Annotated in this window: 18 protein-coding genes; 8 read left to right on the forward strand and 10 right to left on the reverse strand. The window is 53.9% G+C overall.

The window, feature by feature from the left end; genetic code table 11:
* Positions 1–372 precede the first annotated feature (372 nt).
* Positions 373–1,119 carry a YnfC family lipoprotein gene (locus AM379_RS18420; protein ID WP_032670404.1) on the forward strand — a complete coding sequence of 249 codons (747 nt, stop codon included), beginning with the start codon at positions 373–375 and terminating at the stop codon, positions 1,117–1,119.
* 16 nt (positions 1,120–1,135) lie between these two features.
* Here the strand turns inward: AM379_RS18420 and speG are convergent, their stop codons facing one another.
* A complete protein-coding gene (speG, locus tag AM379_RS18425) occupies positions 1,136–1,696 on the reverse strand; it encodes a spermidine N1-acetyltransferase (RefSeq protein WP_020884265.1) in 561 nt (186 codons plus the stop codon).
* Entirely contained in the window at positions 1,696–2,034 is a 339-nt protein-coding gene (locus AM379_RS18430) for a DUF1283 family protein (RefSeq protein WP_020884264.1), read from the reverse strand. Before AM379_RS18430 ends, speG begins: the two co-directional genes overlap by 1 nt.
* A gap of 152 nt (positions 2,035–2,186) precedes the next feature.
* On the opposite strand from AM379_RS18430, the gene AM379_RS18435 reads away from it, so the two are divergent.
* The 5 genes from AM379_RS18435 to AM379_RS18455 all read left to right on the forward strand — a co-directional run bounded on the left by AM379_RS18435 (position 2,187) and on the right by AM379_RS18455 (position 8,012).
* Entirely contained in the window at positions 2,187–2,513 is a 327-nt protein-coding gene (locus tag AM379_RS18435; RefSeq protein WP_025204305.1) for a YnfA family protein, read from the forward strand.
* A gap of 113 nt (positions 2,514–2,626) precedes the next feature.
* The gene (rspA, locus tag AM379_RS18440; RefSeq protein WP_032678062.1) at positions 2,627–3,841 is read left to right on the forward strand and encodes a starvation-sensing protein RspA; all 1,215 of its coding nucleotides are present in this window, start codon (positions 2,627–2,629) and stop codon (positions 3,839–3,841) included.
* A 14-nt stretch (positions 3,842–3,855) separates the two neighbouring features.
* Entirely contained in the window at positions 3,856–4,875 is a 1,020-nt protein-coding gene (locus tag AM379_RS18445; RefSeq protein WP_025204304.1) for a Zn-dependent oxidoreductase, read from the forward strand.
* 73 nt (positions 4,876–4,948) lie between these two features.
* Positions 4,949–6,328, forward strand: a complete 1,380-nt coding sequence (locus tag AM379_RS18450; RefSeq protein WP_106504015.1) for an MFS transporter — start codon at positions 4,949–4,951, stop codon at positions 6,326–6,328.
* A 220-nt stretch (positions 6,329–6,548) separates the two neighbouring features.
* Positions 6,549–8,012 (forward strand): mannitol dehydrogenase family protein, encoded by a 1,464-nt coding sequence (locus AM379_RS18455; protein WP_032678063.1) that lies wholly within the window; start codon positions 6,549–6,551, stop codon positions 8,010–8,012.
* Positions 8,013–8,055: 43 nt separating this feature from the next.
* Here the strand turns inward: AM379_RS18455 and ydfZ are convergent, their stop codons facing one another.
* Positions 8,056–8,259, reverse strand: coding sequence for a putative selenium delivery protein YdfZ (gene ydfZ / locus AM379_RS18460; protein ID WP_032678064.1), 204 nt, complete (start codon positions 8,257–8,259; stop codon positions 8,056–8,058).
* Positions 8,260–8,548: 289 nt separating this feature from the next.
* On the opposite strand from ydfZ, the gene AM379_RS18465 reads away from it, so the two are divergent.
* Positions 8,549–8,980: a universal stress protein gene (locus AM379_RS18465; protein WP_014169892.1), complete on the forward strand. Its 432-nt coding sequence runs from the start codon at positions 8,549–8,551 to the stop codon at positions 8,978–8,980.
* A 35-nt stretch (positions 8,981–9,015) separates the two neighbouring features.
* On the opposite strand, the gene AM379_RS18470 is transcribed toward AM379_RS18465, so the two are convergent.
* Together AM379_RS18470 and ydfG are read right to left on the reverse strand one after the other, a co-directional pair.
* On the reverse strand, positions 9,016–9,702 hold the full coding sequence (locus tag AM379_RS18470) for a GntR family transcriptional regulator (protein WP_014169893.1): 687 nt from the start codon (positions 9,700–9,702) through the stop codon (positions 9,016–9,018).
* 91 nt (positions 9,703–9,793) lie between these two features.
* Positions 9,794–10,540, reverse strand: a complete 747-nt coding sequence (gene ydfG, locus AM379_RS18475) for a bifunctional NADP-dependent 3-hydroxy acid dehydrogenase/3-hydroxypropionate dehydrogenase YdfG (protein WP_020884259.1) — start codon at positions 10,538–10,540, stop codon at positions 9,794–9,796.
* 142 nt (positions 10,541–10,682) lie between these two features.
* Here ydfG and dcp point away from each other — a divergent pair, with 142 nt between their 5' ends.
* Entirely contained in the window at positions 10,683–12,716 is a 2,034-nt protein-coding gene (gene dcp / locus AM379_RS18480; protein WP_106504016.1) for a peptidyl-dipeptidase Dcp, read from the forward strand.
* Between the two features lie 150 nt (positions 12,717–12,866).
* Here dcp and AM379_RS18485 read toward each other — a convergent pair whose 3' ends face one another.
* The 5 genes from AM379_RS18485 to AM379_RS18505 are packed head-to-tail and all read right to left on the reverse strand — an operon-like array spanning position 12,867 to position 18,817.
* Positions 12,867–14,006 carry a phage integrase Arm DNA-binding domain-containing protein gene (locus AM379_RS18485; protein ID WP_106504017.1) on the reverse strand — a complete coding sequence of 380 codons (1,140 nt, stop codon included), beginning with the start codon at positions 14,004–14,006 and terminating at the stop codon, positions 12,867–12,869.
* The gene (locus AM379_RS18490; RefSeq protein WP_050736722.1) at positions 13,987–14,244 is read right to left on the reverse strand and encodes an excisionase; all 258 of its coding nucleotides are present in this window, start codon (positions 14,242–14,244) and stop codon (positions 13,987–13,989) included. Before AM379_RS18490 ends, AM379_RS18485 begins: the two co-directional genes overlap by 20 nt.
* A 59-nt stretch (positions 14,245–14,303) precedes the next feature.
* Positions 14,304–14,546, reverse strand: coding sequence for a DUF4060 family protein (locus AM379_RS18495; RefSeq protein ID WP_106504018.1), 243 nt, complete (start codon positions 14,544–14,546; stop codon positions 14,304–14,306).
* Positions 14,547–14,584: 38 nt separating this feature from the next.
* Positions 14,585–15,670: a RecT family recombinase gene (locus AM379_RS18500; protein WP_106504019.1), complete on the reverse strand. Its 1,086-nt coding sequence runs from the start codon at positions 15,668–15,670 to the stop codon at positions 14,585–14,587.
* Positions 15,671–15,679: 9 nt separating this feature from the next.
* A complete protein-coding gene (locus AM379_RS18505) occupies positions 15,680–18,817 on the reverse strand; it encodes a RecE family exodeoxyribonuclease (protein ID WP_106504020.1) in 3,138 nt (1,045 codons plus the stop codon).
* Between the last annotated feature and the right edge of the window lie 19 nt (positions 18,818–18,836).

Genomic DNA, 18,836 nt, shown 5'->3' on the forward strand with positions numbered 1-18,836 from the left:
TGAGCAATCAAAAATCAGCGTTTTGCCTACGTTTTTTCATGAATAAAGAAAGCATAGAGATTCCAGGCGGTTTTGGACGCGAACGCATTTGTGAGGGTAGCGCATCCTTATAGAGGAAGAAAGGGGATGTTAAACATTTAATATATCAAAGAAAAAAGTTAGATGGCGCAATCTGCCGGCGTTTTCATGTTGTTAATATGTCACAGAATATCCGTCATGCGCTCAAAGCAGGTGTGTTTCCTGTTCAACAGAGGGCACAGCGCCTTCTCGTTCTGGCGAGGTTTTGCAGAGGGCAAGAGAGATTAATGCATTGATTGTACGTCTCTTTTCGCCTGACATTTTGCTATCGTGTGAACAACGGTATTTGCTAATATGATCGGGAATACTCTCCCTGATTCGGTAAATGATGTGAAGAACTACGCAGCGATAACGCTACTGGCAGCAACACTGGTGGGGTGCGACAACCCTTCCGCGCCGCTGTCGTTTACGCCCGAGATGGCGAGCTTCTCCAATGAATTTGATTTTGACCCTCTGCGCGGCCCGGTAAAAGACTTCACCCAGACACTGTTCAATGACAAAGGTGAAGTCTCCAAACGGGTAACCGGTACGATGTCGACGGAAGGGTGTTTCGATACCCTCGAACTGCACGACCTCGAGGCCAATACCGGCGTGGCGCTGGTACTGGATGCTAATTACTACCTTGATGCGGAAACCCAGCAGCGAAAAGTGAAACTGCAGGGGAAATGCCAGCTGGCCGAATTGCCGTCGGCGGGCGTAACGTGGGATACCGACGATAACGGGTTTGTGGTGGCGGCGCACGGCAAAGAGATGGAAGTGAAGTACCGCTATGATGCGGATGGCTATCCGCTGGGGAAAACCACCGTCTCCGGGGACCAGCATTTATCCGTCCAGTCGACGCCGTCTAAAGACCTTCGCAAAAGAATGGATTACTCCGCCGTGAGCATGCTGAATGACAAACCGCTGGGCAACGTCAATCAGAGCTGCGATTACGATCGACACAATAATCCGGTGAGTTGCGATCTGACGATCACCGACAACAGCGTGAAGCCCGCCGTTGAGCGCAAGTACACCATTAAGAACAGTATTGAATACTACTGAGAAAAAGCCGCGCAGGTTACTGCGCGGTGGGTTTCAGCAGGCTGGCGCCTGACGGTTTGTGTCCGGCCAGGTGCTGATGCTGGAAGATGCACATGCGAATGGTGTTGCGGTATTCACCGTTGATAAAGAACTCGTGAACCAGTTCGCCTTCCACCATAAAGCCCAGCTTGCGGTAGATATGGATCGCTTTCTCGTTCTCTTTATCCACGATGAGATAAAGCTTGTAGAGATTGAGGACGTTGAATCCGTAATCCATCGCCAGCTTCGCCGCCCGCGTGGCAAGACCTTTCCCCTGATGCTCAGGTGAAATGATAATCTGGAATTCTGCCCGACGATGAACGTGGTTGATCTCAACCAGTTCCACCAGACCGGCTTTTTCACCTTCACACTCCACGACAAAACGGCGTTCGCTTTGATCGTGAATGTGCTTGTCGTAGAGATCCGACAGCTCAACAAACGCCTCGTAAGGCTCTTCGAACCAGTAGCGCATCACGCTGGCGTTATTGTCGAGCTGGTGGACGAAGCGCAGGTCTTCACGCTCCAGCGGGCGGAGCTTAACGTCACACTGCACTGACATTATGGCGCGACCGTGCGGCCAGTACGACGATCCAGGCAGCGCAGGGTATTTGGCTCCCAGTAGGCGTTAACGTTGGCACTTTGCTGACACTTATCGCGCGCGTCGAAAGCGACATCTTCTTTGTCCCACTCTTTTTCAACACGTTTGTTCACCTTCTGGCGAAGGCTACGGGTGTCATTCCATTGTTCTTTGTCCATGGCGGCGTTCTGACGGCTTTGCGCGCTGTCGCCAGACTCAATAATGAGTTTGCTGGTTTCAGCGGTGGCAGAGGCGGCAAAGGCGAACGATGACAGCGCCAGCAGGGCTGTCAGACAAAGGCGTTTGCTTAATGTAGTCATAGCGTTTCCTTTTAAATGGGCGCAGATAATTAAGTTATCCCGTTCAGATTCTACACCAAAGAGAAATAACGGCATACCCGCGGCACGGGTATGGAAAAGTAAACGATATCATCAGGTATGATGTCTAAATAAATCATCACATGACCGTAAATATGCTCAAAACCACTCTGCTTTTTTTTGCCACTGCGCTGTGTGAAATCATCGGCTGCTTCCTTCCGTGGCTCTGGCTGAAGAAGGGGGCAACCGTCTTCCTGCTGATCCCGGCGGGCATTGCGCTGGCCCTGTTTGTCTGGCTGTTGACGCTGCACCCGGCGGCCAGCGGGCGCGTCTACGCCGCTTATGGCGGGGTTTATGTCTGTACCGCGCTGCTGTGGTTACGCGTGGTGGATGGTGTGAAGCTCAGCGCCTATGACTGGGCCGGGGCGCTGGTTGCGCTGTGCGGCATGTTGATTATTGTTGCCGGATGGGGGCGCGCCTGAGCGCCCGATTTTTTTGTGACCGTTCGCTGATTTTATGATCATTATACTTGTATGGTAGTAGTGCAGAAGAGTAAGTTTCCAGCATCACAATGAGCGATGTAAGGAAATGGATTATGAAGATTGTCGGGGCTGAAGTCTTTGTTACCTGCCCGGGGCGTAACTTTGTCACCCTTAAAATTACCACCGACGAGGGCATCGTCGGCCTGGGTGATGCCACCCTCAACGGACGTGAACTTTCGGTGGCCTCTTATCTGAAAGATCACCTCTGCCCGCAGTTGATCGGCCGTGATGCGCACCGCATTGAGGATATCTGGCAGTTCTTCTATAAAGGCGCCTACTGGCGTCGTGGTCCGGTCACCATGTCGGCCATTTCCGCCGTGGATATGGCACTGTGGGATATCAAAGCCAAAGCGGCCAATATGCCGCTCTACCAGCTGCTGGGCGGCGCATCCCGGGAAGGGGTGATGGTCTATTGTCATACCACCGGACACTCCATTGATGACGTGCTGGAAGATTACGCCCGGCATAAAGAGATGGGCTTTAAGGCAATCCGCGTCCAGTGCGGCGTGCCGGGTATGAAAACCACCTATGGCATGTCGAAAGGAAAAGGGCTGGCCTACGAGCCCGCCACTAAAGGTGACTGGCCGGAAGAGCAGCTCTGGTCCACTGAAAAATACCTCGATTTCACACCGAAGCTGTTCGATGCGGTGCGCAGTAAGTTTGGCTTTAATGAGCATCTTTTGCACGACATGCACCACCGTTTGACCCCGATTGAGGCAGCGCGATTCGGTAAGAGCATTGAAGCATTCCGTATGTTCTGGATGGAAGATCCTACGCCAGCGGAAAACCAGGCCTGCTTCCGTCTGATCCGTCAGCACACGGTCACGCCGATTGCGGTTGGAGAAGTGTTTAACAGCATCTGGGACTGCAAACTGCTTATTGAAGAGCAGCTTATCGACTATATCCGCACCACCATTACCCACGCGGGCGGCATCACCGGCATGCGGCGCATCGCGGACTTCGCCTCGCTTTATCAGGTGCGTACCGGCTCACATGGACCGTCGGATCTGTCGCCTGTTTGCCACGCCGCCGCGCTGCATTTTGACCTGTGGGTGCCAAACTTTGGTGTACAGGAATATATGGGTTACTCCGAACAAATGCTGGAGGTCTTCCCGCACAGCTGGCGCTTTGATAATGGCTATATGCATCCGGGCGACAAACCCGGGCTGGGTATTGAATTTGACGAAAAACTGGCGGCGAAATACCCGTACGATCCTGCCTATCTTCCGGTTGCCCGTCTCGAAGATGGCACGTTGTGGAACTGGTAAACGAGGAGCGAACGATGAAAAGCGTAGTGATTCAACAACCCAATGCACTGGTGATTGAAGATCGTCCACTCCCGGAACCCGCGGCAGGTGAAGTGCGCGTCAACGTCAAACTGGCCGGTATTTGCGGTTCAGACAGCCATATTTACCGCGGGCATAATCCGTTTGCGCGATACCCGCGCGTGATTGGCCATGAATTTTTTGGTGAGATTGATGCCGTTGGTGAGGGAGTTGACCCGGCCCGCGTGGGCGAACGCGTATCGGTTGACCCGGTGATCAGCTGCGGACACTGCTATCCGTGCTCCGTGGGCAAACCCAATGTCTGTACCTCTCTGGTGGTGCTGGGCGTTCATCGCGACGGAGGCTTTAGTGAGTATGCCGTCGTACCGGCAAAAAATGCCTGGGTTGTTCCGGACGCTATTCCTGATAAACACGCGGTAATGATCGAGCCGTTCACGATTGCCGCTAACGTGACGGGCCACGCACAACCCACCGGGCAGGATATCGCCCTGATCTACGGCGCAGGTCCCATGGGGCTTGTCACCGTCCAGGCGCTGAAAGGTGTCTATAAGGTGAAGCAGGTTATCGTAGTCGATCGGATCAATGAACGGCTGGCGATGGCGCAACGCAGCGGCGCGGACTGGGTGTTCAACAACGCAGAGCTGTCGTTACAGGCGGCGCTGGAAGAAAAAGGGATCAAACCGACGCTTATTATTGACGCAGCCTGTCATCCGACAATTTTACAGGAAGCCATCACCATTGCCTCTCCGGCGGCACGCATCGTGCTGATGGGGTTTTCCAGCGACCCAAGCCAGATTGTTCAGCAGGGGATCACCGGAAAAGAGCTGGCGATATTCTCATCACGGCTGAATGCCAACAAATTCCCCGTCGTCATCGACTGGCTGGAAAAGGGGCTGATCGACCCGGACAAACTGATCACCCACACCTTTGACTATCACCACGTAACAGACGCCATCGAACGGTTTGAAAAAGATCAGCGGCAGTGCTGCAAAGTCTTACTCACGTTCGGGCAATAATAATTCACGCGGTTAAGAGCCTGCGCAGACAGGCTCTGAGTGGTACGCATCTTACCTTGCAGAGATAGCCATTATGACGCAAACACAACCACAAAGAACGACTTCAGATCTGGTGAAAGCCGCCGTTTCCGGCTGGCTGGGTACCGCACTGGAGTTTATGGATTTCCAGCTCTATTCGCTGGGGGCCGCACTGGTATTCCATGAGATCTTCTTCCCGGAACAATCGGCCGCAATGGCGCTGATTCTGGCGATGGGGACGTACGGCGCAGGCTATATCGCGCGCATTGTCGGCGCCTTTATCTTCGGGCGAATGGGCGACAGTATTGGCCGTAAAAAGGTGCTGTTTATCACCATTACTATGATGGGGATCTGCACGACCCTGATCGGGGTCTTGCCGACCTACGCGCAGATTGGGATTTTCGCGCCCGTCCTGTTAGTGACGCTGCGTATTATCCAGGGGCTGGGGGCAGGGGCTGAAATCTCCGGCGCCGGGACCATGCTGGCGGAGTACGCCCCTAAAGGGAAACGCGGCATTATCTCCTCGCTGGTGGCGATGGGCACCAACTGCGGGACGCTAAGTGCAACGGCTATCTGGGCAGTTATGTTCTTTGCCCTCGACCGCGAACAGTTGGTTGCCTGGGGCTGGCGTGTACCGTTTCTTGCAAGCGTGGTGGTAATGATCTTCGCCATCTGGCTGCGAATGAACCTCAAGGAGAGCCCGGTATTTGAAAAAGTGAACGAGGCTGGGACAACCGCACCGGTGACAAAACACGATTTATCATTTGCAGCGATGGTGAAGAGTAAGTCCTTCTGGCTGGCAACCGGGCTGCGTTTTGGTCAGGCGGGGAATTCGGGACTGATCCAGACGTTTCTTGCCGGGTATCTGGTTCAGACGCTGCTGTTCGATAAAGCGATCCCCACCGATGCACTGATGATAAGCTCAATTCTCGGGTTTATCTCTATCCCGCTGTTGGGCTGGCTCTCCGATAAAGTGGGGCGTCGTCTGCCGTACATTCTGCTCAATATCTCCGCCATTATTCTGGCGTACCCGATGCTGTCGATTATCGTTGATAAGAGCTATGCGCCGGGTGTGATCATGCTTTCCATCATCGTTATCCATAATTTCGCCGTACTGGGACTGTTCGCCCTGGAAAACATCACGATGGCGGAGATGTTTGGCTCGCGTAACCGCTTTACCCGGATGGCTATCTCAAAAGAGGCGGGCGGGCTGGTGGCGGTAGGCTTCGGGCCAGTGCTCGCCGGGATCTTCTGCAATATGACCGGTTCCTGGTGGCCAATTGTCGCCATGATGATCGCCTACTCCGTGATTGGGCTCATCGCCGCCATCTGCATGCCAGAGGTCTGCGATCGTGATTTGAGCGTGGCGGAAGATGCGGCGGAGGGGCCGGCACGTGATTCCGTTGGCTATGGGGCGGTTTCATCGCGGTGGTAATGGTTTATATCTTTAGTGACCTGTCACACAACTTTATGTTCATGTCACACCACATGCGTAAAAGTTAATATAAATCAAAATCTCAAACTGCAGGATCAGTATGGTTAATGGCAGTTCTTTTTTACCCCGACTGCCATTCTAGTTGGTGTAGTCAGCAGGCGCTGCTGCTCGTTTAGAGCGGCAGCGAATCCCAGCGTACATAACTTAACGAGTCTTAATCATGGAAAACCGGTTATTACAGGCGAAAGCGACGCTTCCTCAGTACGATCGCGATCGCCTCAAGGCACGCATTGTTCATTTAGGGTTTGGCGCATTTCACCGTGCGCACCAGGCGGTGTACGCCGACATTCTCGCCGCGGAACACAACAGCGACTGGGGTTACTGTGAGGTAAACCTGATTGGCGGTGAACAGCAGATTGCCGATCTGAACGCACAGGATCATCTCTACACCGTGGCGGAAATGTCTGCCGATGCGTGGACATCGCGGGTGGTGGGCGTGGTCAGGAACGCACTGCATGCACAGGTTGACGGGCTGGAACGCGTGCTGGCCGCACTGTGTGAGCCGCAGGTGGCGATTGTCTCGCTCACCATTACTGAAAAGGGATATTGCCACTCGCCGGCGACCGGGAAACTGATGCTCGATCACCCGTTAATCGCCGCCGACCTGAAAAACCCGCATCAGCCGAAATCTGCGCCGGGTGTGGTGGTGGAAGCACTCGCGCGACGCAAAGCTGCCGGGCTGCCCGCGTTTAGCGTCATGTCCTGTGACAATATGCCGGAGAACGGTCACGTCATGCGTAATGTGACCTGCGCTTATGCCCGTGCGGTTGACGGCGAGCTGGCAGACTGGATTGAATCCAGCGTCACTTTCCCGTCCACCATGGTGGATCGCATTGTTCCCGCGGTTACACCGGAGACGCTGGATAAAATTGAACAGCTGACCGGCGTTCGTGACCCGGCAGGCGTGGCGTGCGAACCGTTCCGTCAGTGGGTGATTGAGGACAACTTTGTTGCAGGCCGTCCGCAGTGGGAAAAGGCCGGGGCGGAGCTGGTTTCAGACGTCATTCCGTTTGAAGAGATGAAGCTGCGCATGCTTAACGGCAGTCACTCTTTCCTCGCGTATCTTGGCTATCTGGCGGGGTACCCGCACATCAACGACTGCATGGAAGACGAACACTACCGTACTGCCGCCCATGCGCTGATGCTGAACGAGCAGGCGCCGACCTTAAAAGTGAAAGGCGTTGATTTAGGCCACTATGCAGACCTGTTGATTGCCCGCTACAGCAACCCGGCGTTACGTCACCGTACCTGGCAAATCGCAATGGACGGCAGCCAGAAGCTCCCGCAGCGTATGCTCGATTCCGTGCGCTGGCATCTGGTGCATCAAAAAAGCTTCCCGCTGCTGGCATTAGGCATTGCAGGCTGGATGCGGTATGTCGGTGGTGTCGATGAGCAGGGCAACGCTATCGACGTGAGCGACCCGCAGCTGGCGGTCATTCAGGCGGCGGTGAAGGGAAGTGCTGAGGGCGAAGACCGGGTGAAGGCGCTGCTGGGCATTGAGGCCATTTTTGGCAAAGAACTCCCGCATGAAACCGTCTTTGTGGATGCGGTACTGCGTGCTTACCAGACGTTAGTGCAAAAAGGTGCAAAAGCCACGGTCGCAGAGTACGCGGCGAACGGCTAAGTCATCACATGCCGCCGCGTGCGGCGGCATGATGTCGCATGAATCAGTGCATACCCAGGCGAATCAGTTCAATCGGTTCGAACTTACCTTCACAACCTTCCACTTCTACCGTTTTGCTGCGACGCACCTGCGCGGCATCCAGCCCTTCGCTGTGGATCGCTTTAATCACGCCGGTGTGTCCTGTGGCATTGATCATTACACGGCTGCCGGTGGTAATTGCGTTACGGTTACGGTCGTATGTTATCATGGTATTTTCTCCTCTCTCACTTATCCGTTACGGCGCTATTTCAGGTTTCACCGTTCACGGGGCACTATAAATACGCCTGTCTGCATCTCATTTTTTTGTTTTTGATCAAATTCACACTTTTTTCTCAATATTGTTGGGTGCTGACGGTTCACGACAGCAATTTACAAAGCCCACATTTATTTTCCTTTATTGATAGTTTCTGCTGGCAAGCGTTTAGGGTTTGTTTATATTCCGGCTGTCATTCTTGAAGCAGGGAATACCCCTTTCACAGGAATAAGGAGTCAGGCTTATGTATAAGAAGATTTTAATGCCTGTTGATGTATTTGAAATGGAATTGAGCGACAAAGCGGTTCGCCACGCGGCCAACCTTGCAAAGGCGGAAGGTGCGTCGATTACGCTGGTGAACATTCTCCCCAACAGCAGCCGCTCGTTGCTGCGCGGATTCAACGCCGATATCAAAAAGTTTGAAGCGTTTATGACCGCGGAATCCGGGAAGAAAATGAACGAGCTAAAAAGGCTGTTTGATCTCCCCGGGGAAAATATCCACAGCCTGGTCTGCTTTGGCAACGTGCGTGACGAAATTATCAAACTGAGCAAAGAAGGGGAATATGACGTGATCGTCATCGGGTCGAAAAACCCGAGCATCAGCACCCATCTGCTCGGTTCAAATGCGGAATCTATCCTGCGCTATGCGAGTATTCCGGTGCTGGTGGTTCGCTAATCTCTTCGCCGCAACCGAAACGGGGGCGGCGTATTTTACTCTTCGCTAAACCAGTCGCTGTTTTCCTGACGAATTAACTGTACGGATTCGCTGATTTCCTGCAGGTGCAGCGTCATCGCTTTTTCTACACCGTCCTGATCGCGTTTTTCCAGCGCACTGAAAATATCATGATGCTGTCGTAGCAACATTTCCGGTGGTGAGACGTGGTCGAGGCTCATATAGCGCACGCGGTCGATGGTGGCTTTGATGTTTTCAATCGTGTCCCAGGCCAGTTGACAGTCCGCAATTTGCGCCAGCTTCTGGTGAAACTCGTCATCAAGCTGGAAGAAGTCGTTGAGCTGTTTGCGGTCAATCGCAATACGCTGCTGATGCAGGTTTTGCTCCAGCAGGTAGCACTGGTTGTCATCAATCAAGGATGCGGCACGGCGCGCCACCGCGCACTCAATGGCCTGACGGACAAAACACCCGTTACGCACCTGGGAGAGCGAGATTTTGTTCACATAGCTGCCGCGCTGCGGGCGGATCTGAATCAGACCGTTTTCTGCAAGCTTGATAAACGCCTCACGCACGGGCTGGCGGGACACGTCAAACCGCACGGACACCTCTTTTTCAGAGAGCGGCGTTCCGGGTGGGATCAGGCAATGGACAATATCACGTCGCAAAATGCGATAGATTTGCTGGTTTACGGGCTGGGTAGGATTGAGTTGCGATTCAGCGGCCATGAGTTGTCATTTCTCAGAGAGTTAGCCTGAACATACTACCATTCTTTTATGGCCTGAAACAGACCCGGCCCGCAGGCCGGGAAGGGCAATGTTAGCCACGATGGACGCTAAGTCCGCCAAAACTCTGGCTGACTGGCATCATTTCTACGGTGTTAATGTTGACGTGTTTTGGCAGTGTTGCCACCCACCAGACCGCTTCGGTGACATCTTCCGGCGTCAGGGCGTTCGCATTCTCGTAGGTTTTGTCTGCTTTCGCGTCATCACCTTTAAACCGAACGTTGGAAAATTCGGTTCCGCCTACCAGGCCCGGCTCAATATCGGTCACGCGAATGGCGGTGCCGTGCAGATCGGTACGCAGGTTAAGGCTGAACTGACGCACGAAGGCTTTGGTCGCGCCATAAACATTACCGCCCGCATAAGGCCAGCTTCCGGCGGTCGAACCGATGTTAATAATGTGGCCGCGATTGCGCTCAACCATGCCTGGCAGCACGGCGCGGGTCATGTACACCAGCCCCTTGTTATTTGTGTCGATCATGTTTTCCCAGTCTTCGACGCTGGCTTTGTGGGCAGGCTCCATACCGAGCGCCAGACCGGCATTGTTGACCAGCAGGTCAATGGCACGCCATTCGGCCGGCAGGTTAGCAATCATCTCTTCGATGGCGGCACGGTTACGGACATCAAGCTGCGCGGTCAGGATGCTGTCACCCAGTTCATCTTTCAGCTCCTGCAGACGCTCCTGACGACGACCCGTCGCAATCACCTTATGCCCGTTGGCGACGAAGCGACGCGTGATGCTTTCACCAAAACCTGCCGTTGCCCCGGTAACTAAAATAATCATCTCACTGTTCCTCAACGCTTTTTGTGTTGTACTAACATAGCACGGCCGAGAAGGATGCGTTAAGGCAACATTTGTATGACGGCATTGCAGGCAGTGGCGGCCTGGCCTACTCTGGGAAGATAACCGTACTCAGGAGTGAAAGATGTCGGCCACTAATCCCTTTTTTGAAAGCAGCCTGTTGCCTTATCAGGCACCCCGATTCGACGAAATCAACGACGGCCACTACCGCCCGGCATTCGATGAAGCGATACGCCAGAAGCGAGCCGAAATTGACGCGATTGTCGCGCAAACGGCCGCCCCGGATTTCAACAATACCGTGCTGGCGCTCGAAAAAAGCGGTGCCATGCTCTCGCGTGTCAGCAGCGTTTTCTTCGCCATGACCTCTGCGCACACCAATGATGACTTACAGGAGCTTGAGGAGCAGATCTCTACCGAGCTTGCTGCCCTGGCGAACGATATCTGGCTTAACGACACGCTGTTCTCTCGCGTGGAGAGCGTCTGGCAGGATTGTGCTGCGCTGGACGCCGAATCCCGTCGGCTGGCAGAAAAGACGTACCAGCACTTTGTGCTGGCCGGTGCGCGGCTGAATGATGCAGAAAAAGCGGAGCTGAAAGCGCTGAATACCGAGGCGGCGACCCTCACCAGCCAGTTTAATCAGCGTCTGCTGGCCGCCACCAAAGCCGGTGGGCTGGTCGTGGATTATGCTCATCAGCTTGATGGACTCAGTCCTGACGAGATTGCGACGGCTGCCCATGCCGCCGCGGAGAAAGGGCTGAACGATCGCTGGTTGATTCCGCTGCTGAATACCACTCAACAACCCGCACTTTCCGCGCTGCGTGACCGTCAGACGCGGGAAAATTTGTTTAACGCGGGCTGGACGCGTACCCAGAAAGGGGATGAAAACGATACCCGGGCACTGATCCTGCGTCTCACCGCGTTGCGCGCGCGTCAGGCAAAATTGTTGGGGTTTGAGGACTACGCAAGCTGGAGTATCGCCGATCAAATGGCGAAAACACCTGCCGCCGCGTTGGCTTTTATGCGCGGGATTGTGCCCGCTGCACGTACCCGAGCGACGCTTGAGCAAGCCGATATCCAAAAAGTGATTGATGACGAGCAGGGCGGGTTCACCGTGCAGGCGTGGGACTGGGCCTTTTATGCTGAGCGTGTGCGCCAGGCGAAATATGCTCTCGACGAGTCGCAAATCAAGCCGTACTTTGCGCTCAACACCGTGTTGCAGGATGGCGTATTCTGGGCTGCAAGCCAGCTGTTTGGCCTCCGCTTTGTCGAGCGTTTCGATATTCCGGTTTACCATCCTGATGTCCGCGTGTGGGAAATTTTCGACCACACCGGTGAAGGGATGGCGCTGTTCTACGGTGATTTCTTTGCCCGCGAATCGAAAGCCGGTGGGGCGTGGATGGGGAATTTCGTCGAGCAATCGTATGAGTTTGCCTCGCGCCCGGTTATCTACAATGTCTGCAACTATCAAAAACCGGCTAACGGTCAGACGGCGCTGATCTCCTGGGACGATGTGGTTACCCTGTTCCACGAGTTTGGTCATACGCTGCACGGTCTGTTTGCCAGCCAGCGCTACGCCTCCCTCTCCGGCACCAATACGCCGCGTGATTTTGTCGAGTTCCCATCGCAAATCAACGAGCACTGGGCGAGCCATCCGCAGGTGTTTGCCCACTATGCCCGCCACTATCAGACCGGAGAGCCGATGCCGGAGGCGCTGCGCGATAAAATGCTTAACGCGACGCAGTTTAATAAAGGTTATGACATGACCGAGCTGCTTAGCGCTGCGCTGCTGGATATGAACTGGCACGGCATCAGCGAACCCGTGGACGATGTTGACACCTTTGAAGCGGCAGCACTGCACAAAGAGGGGCTGGATCTGCCCGCCGTTCCACCGCGCTATCGCAGCAGCTACTTCGCCCATATCTTCGGCGGCGGCTATGCGGCGGGGTATTACGCCTACCTGTGGACCCAGATGCTGGCAGACGATGGCTATCAGTGGTTTGTCGAGCAGGGTGGTTTGACTCGCGAAAATGGACAGAAATTCCGCGATGCCATTTTGTCGCGCGGGAATAGTACTGATTTAGCTGAACTTTACCGGAACTGGCGCGGGCACGATCCGAGGATTGAACCGATGCTGGATAACCGCGGGTTGAGCTCGTAAGGGCTTTTTCAGGCTGGTAGCAGAACCGGGCGCAGTGCCCGGTTTTTGCCCGATTTTTTCTTCCCCAAAACTCCTCCAAAATTCCTCCCCAAAATGAATTCTTGAATGCTGCGAAATTTGCAGGGGGATACGGTCCAATTATTCACGTAGCTACACCTTCACTTTCACCCAGTCGAGACCGCGATCGTTATGATACTGCGCTGTCATCCTGTCTGATGAGTGACCTAGTAGCTGCTGGGTATTGATGCCTTGCCCCTCATACAGACGCTCCGATAGAGAACGCAGCTCGTGAAAAGTCGGCATTGTTTTCCCATCCTCTACGGAAATGCCAGTACTATCGATCGCGAGTTTGAAGGAGACACTAAGGCTGTTCTCGCCAACCTGATCGCCTGCTTTCACATTACCGCTTGAGGTCACGTGATGGAGAAGCCAGGGGCTTACGACCCGATCCCTGCATCGCTTGATCACCTGCGCCAGTGTAATATCCAACATCTCGCAGCGTAGCGAGAGCGGTATAGCCAGTTTCGCCCCGGTCTTTTGCTGCTCAACGTGGAGATGACCGTCCCAGACATCAGAGAACTTCATTTTGGCGATATCGCCGCGCCGTTGCCCGGTGACAACTGCCAGAAGCATGGAGTTTTGGACGTAGGGCGCCATATTGGAGGCAGCTTCAAATATCGCCTTCCACATCTCAAGGTTCAGTCGCGAACGACTTACTCGGACAACGACTTTTCTTGTGGCTAGCGCCGGGTTATAACCCGGCTCAACTTCGCCTGCGTGCTGCGCCTCTTTGAACAGGTCAATCCAGACGCTGCGGAGCGTTTGCGCCATTCGTGCTTTGCCTCTGGCTTTATATTCGTCTGTAATGGCTGCCAGCATTTTGGTGGTGACTTCCTGAATGCCAATGTCAGGCATCCTTTCAACCAGTACGTTTGTGCATGTCCTTCTTGATTTAAGCGTATTAATTTTTATCTCTTTATTGCTGAGTCGCTCCTCCTGAATTTTCAGATACCGTTCAATCCATAGGCGCATCCGCATCGATTTCTTGGAATTAACTTTCTTATGGCTGACCATATCTATCAGGGCAAACGACTGGGCAACTTCCTGCTGCGCAAGCAGACGATTCAATTCAGAGGCGGCCAGACTGGCCGCCTCTTGATCGGTACCAAAACCGATAAACTGACCGGTTAAAGGGTGCCGATATTGCCAGTAGGTTTTGCTGTTACGCTTATCAAGCTTGCAGTAGAGATTTGGGATATCAACCCTGTGATTACGTGGTCTGGCTGCCATTAATTACTCTCTCCATAAGCGTCTTAACCGCTTTGGGCATGCGTGGTGGTAGAGCCGGCGATGCGAGCATACCAATGAATTTGGCCTCTTCATCGATAACCCACCGACGACCTTGTTTCAGCGCCCTTGGGATCGTTTGTCCTGTTTTAGCAATCTTGTGCAGCGCCGCTCTGGATGGTGGTTGCTTGAAGCCGTTTGGACCGGAAGCCCAATCCTCCAGGCTAACGAGCTGTCCCATGAAAACCTCCAGTTTGATAAATATGAGCTCTCAAAGTTATGTAGTGTGATATTTCAATATCAGGCCACCTGCCCAGGCAAGGATCGCAGTCGTCGCATGCCTGTCATTGCCGTGGCCACATAGCTCGCCTTGCGGTTCACCACCTCCACCCAGACCTTCACGCCTTCCACTCTCACCGTATAGGTCTCTTTCATCTTGCTGCGCCCATAGTCACCATATCTTTGCTGGTGGGCTGCGAGTGCGATTTCACATGCCTGGCGAGCCAAAGGGGATTGCTTACTGCCTCGATTAATCAGTCGCATTTTTTCTCCTTGAAGGAGGGTTTCCCCTCCCGATCTCGTTAGTCCACGTATTCCGGTTTCATATCCGCCAGGGTGATGCTGAACTGACCATGCAGTTCGTCGCCCAGATGGCGTTTCGACGATGCAAGAACGCGCTCAACCTCTGCGAACCGAGCAGCTGCATCTGGATCATCTGAAGGTGGCAAGGAATTGATGGCTGCTTCGACTTTGTTACGAGCATCAACCAGGTAATAACGCTTCACGGCCTTGTTTTTCAGCTCCGTGAACAGGGCAGAACCCAGCGTTGCTTTCACGGTTTCAATATCTGCGCGCAGAGCTTTAGCGCTATCCACGTCCTGAGCCGCCTCGATGCGGTCACGGAAATCATCAGCAAGCGTATCGATGTTTTGAGCTGATTCCTGAGCCGTTTGAGTCGTAGTGACGTTGTCACCTGAAATATCAGCGAGGCTAACGTGCTGCGCCGGTGCCGGGTTTACCTCTCGTTCTTCAAGGCGATCATCCAGTTCATCCGGGGTATAAACGCCCAGAATTACATCCGGGCAGAACAGTCTCGCCCAACGTTTGACAGCCAGGTACGCCAGCTGCTGGCGAGGGTCGTCAGCCCAAAGGGTAGAGTTTCGGGTACGGGCCTGAGCCAGCAGTAAATCGAGTTCTCTCGGTTTATCCTCGCCTTTCAGCGTTGCGCTGATAATGATGCCGATCCCGGCTTCGTCAGCCAGGGTCCAGCCAGGGACGCGGTACTCGCCTTTGTCGCCTTTACGGATATGGAATTTTCCAACGACCTTTTCCCATGGCCCGTACCATTCATATTCAAAGCGGCTGGCCAGTACGCCACTGCGCGAAATCACAGCATTAACCAGTTGCGCTTCATACCCGAGTACACCGTTAATCAGGTGCGTCTTTTGGGCCACGGCAAAGGGATTCATTTGCCACTGTGCCGCTTGCATCGCTACAGCCATGCAGTCGGCCTGGTTGCCCTGCAGGTGTTTAGGAACAGTGGCAATGCCCTGCGCCATAATCTGCGCGAACGTGCTGATGGCGTTCAGATACTGGGAATCGAACAAAGCCACGTTGGAGTTAATAACGGTGTTCTGGTCAGCAACGGTAACGGTTGTGTTATGCATAAATCCCCCTTAAGCCTGAGCGCGCAGCGCTTCGAGGCGGCGCAGGTCGAAGTCGTTCAGTTCATCGGTGTAATCGGTAGTGATCGGCGCTGGCCATTCGCCCGTATCGAAACCGGTTGCGATGGCGCGCATCGTTTTGCGGTACTCGAGCATGCCCAATTCCAGCAGTTCGGTGGATGCTTCAATGATGGCGATCCAGTGGTAGTTCTCGTCTTTGTTGACGAAAATCCAGAAGAACTGGTCCAGCGCTGCAGTCTCGCAATACATAGCCGCGCTGAGGTGGTAGTCCCGGTCAATGATTTCCCGGTGCAGCCTGGCGCGCAGGCTTTCCTGCTTCACATTCCACATGCTGATGGTTTTCAGGTCAGCACCGATGCGCACGCCGTCCAGTTCAATCTCGAGGTCAGGGCGTACACGCACTTCTAATCCGGTTTCGTCGTCGAAACCGAAATAGCTCACTTCAACGGCGCGGCTTGGATGTGTAAGCAGCATACCGGCGGTCGGGTGCGCCAGGAGTGCAGACTGAATTGCACGCGCTGTGGCCAGCTGCTGGCGGGTAACCAGAATCTTTTCGCCAGGGTTGTCGCGCCAAGCATCCAGCAGTTCGTCGGCAAATATGGCATCGGGCTTAACCGACTTAACTGCCTGGATCATGTCTGCTTTGCTGCCGGAGACTTTCAGCGGCGTCGGTTTCTGCGCTTCCTGTGCGACCAGATCAGGATTGATGATCGCTAATTGCTCGAGTAGCGCATCACGGCTGCCACTGGTTTTAACCGGCGTCTGCAGAGTGGCGTTGTACTCTTTGATGCACGCTTTCATTGCCGTTGCCGTTTGCTTCTGGCCTTCTTCAATACGCTGGTACTCAGCAGGGAGAGCCATATAGCTTTGAGCCGTTTCTTCCAGGCTCGCGCCAAGTGACACTGGAGCGGGAAGGGCTGCGTTATGTTCTTCAAGCAACGCTTTAATCTCGTCAGCGCTCAGCAGTGCCGGCAGGCTGGCGTTGTACCCGTCGATGAACTCACGCAGAGTAGCGGTGGTCGTAAACGCATCTTCAGGGATCTCTGGTTCTACGCTGAACTCTGCTTCAAGGTTTTCCGGCTGCAATGCAAGGGCGTGCACCAGGTTTCCCATGTCCAGCACTTTGGATGATGTGCGCGGGATAGTTTTAGCCACATGGCGCGCATTGAAATACATCAGACTGACCCTGGCATCTTTCACCTGGGTTGAGCTAATACCGTTTGCTGCGTGATAAACATCATTCGGCAGACCTTCGTAGCGGCCAGGCTCGAAGTAGGCCGGGTATTCGAATACTGGCTCTGATTGCTGCTCTTCTGGCGCTATGGTAACTGCTTGCGTATTAGCCGCATCAGCGCCTTCGCCTGGTTGTACCGGATCAGTATTTTCGACTTTCTCTGACTGAGTCGTTTCCATCTGCACATCGCTGGTGGTCTCCGCTGCGTTTTCCGTTTTTTCGACTTCATTTGAGGTGGTATTGATGGCCGGATCGTTAATTCCATCCACCAGACCATCGATGGAGAACACACCGCTGCCGAGATTTTCAACATGCGGTTGTGCAACTGGAGCTTCGGTCTCAACAGCCGGAGTAGACAGCGGCAGCAACGCCACAGCAGAGTTAAATTCAGCCGTCATGGTTTTATTCACAAACTCAAGATGAGCCGCTGGCGTGTGGTGGATGTTCTCTGGTGCGATGCGGATCAGATTGAAGATTGCCGCACGGTTCACCGCCAGTATGCCGGGCTGATTACGCAGGATGGCGCTCCATGATTTCCATGGTTCCTCTTTTTTAGCGACAATTTCCTTCGCGCGACGCAGTACGCTGCCTGGTATTTCGTGTGGGTTGAAATCCATAGGCAGCAGGGTGCATGCGATCTCAAGATCGAGAGTGTCCAGCGTATGGTGTGCGCCTTCGCCGCGGTCGGTAACATAGCCGCCATCAGCGTTAGTGCCGGAATCAGTACGCTGCACGCTGCTGATGCGGTTTCCGGCAGCCCATTCGCGCGCCAAGATGCCACGGTTAATGTAATCAGTCGCCGCCCAGACTCTGGTGAATTGGAGAACCAATGCGAGTTCGTGACGCTTATCCTGGCTGAAAACTTTGCGAATGGCGTCGGTGTAACGCCACAGGTCTTTGGTATCGTAACCCTTAATCTCTTCGCAGTTTTCTGCCGCCAGCAGCAGGTTCTGAACGTAGCTGTTGTCAGTGTCCATCTCCAGCGCGCTGATAGTTTCGTATTCTTCTCGGGTTAAGTGGTGACGCAGTTCGTCGGCGGTGAACTGGGCGAGTAGCTGCTTGCGGAACGGCATACGAACGACTGGATAACGTGTGGTTTCGTCATCATTCTCGTCAATCTGAATACCGTTTTCAGGTTCTACATCCTGACCGGTTGTAACGCCGGTGTTGCTGGTGCTTTCTGATTTGAGAAGAGTAAGCTTTCCGCTTCTCCACTCTTCAACTAACTGATTGCGATCGCTGACATCTGCTCTCGCCCAGTCAGCCATGAATGCAGCGATAACTTCAGCTTCGTGCGTTTCATCTTGCGCGAAGACCTGCTTTATCGACTGAACGAGTTTCCACTCAGCGTTCAGGCTGAGTTCGGCAACTTCAGGGATGTCGTTCTTCGCCAGCAGCAGGTTCTGGAGATAAGTGTTGCCTTCATCCAGTGACATTTCGCTGGCAGCCAACTGCTGCTCTTTAGTGATGTGTGACTGGTATTTGTCGCTGGTCAGGTGGACGGCATAACGAACCGCTGGAGTGCGGTTTTCAAGCGGGACACTCTCGATGGTAGTTTCGACATTAACGGTCGCTTCCGGTGCGGCACTGTTGTCAAAGTCTCCAGTAGACTCAGCGCTAGCCTTTGGCAGCCAGGTGCGTCCATCGTCCTGGAGTGCATAGCGTTTGCACCAGGTGTAATCCACCGAACTTTCTTTCGGCAGGTCGTTATATACCGGAAAATCAGTGCGAACAGGTTTGGTGTAATCCTTACCACGCCCGGTTTCAATACCAGCATCTTCCAGCTCAACATCTAACTGCAGGTTGGCACGGGCTTCTGATTTCGCAGTGAACCAAATCACTGCGTCTTCTTTACCAGATTTCTGCGTAGCCTTAACTACATAGAAAAATTCCATGTGAGATCCTCTTTTTTGG

This window comes from Enterobacter cloacae complex sp. FDA-CDC-AR_0132 (assembly GCF_003010695.1).
Classification (GTDB): domain Bacteria; phylum Pseudomonadota; class Gammaproteobacteria; order Enterobacterales; family Enterobacteriaceae; genus Enterobacter; species Enterobacter ludwigii.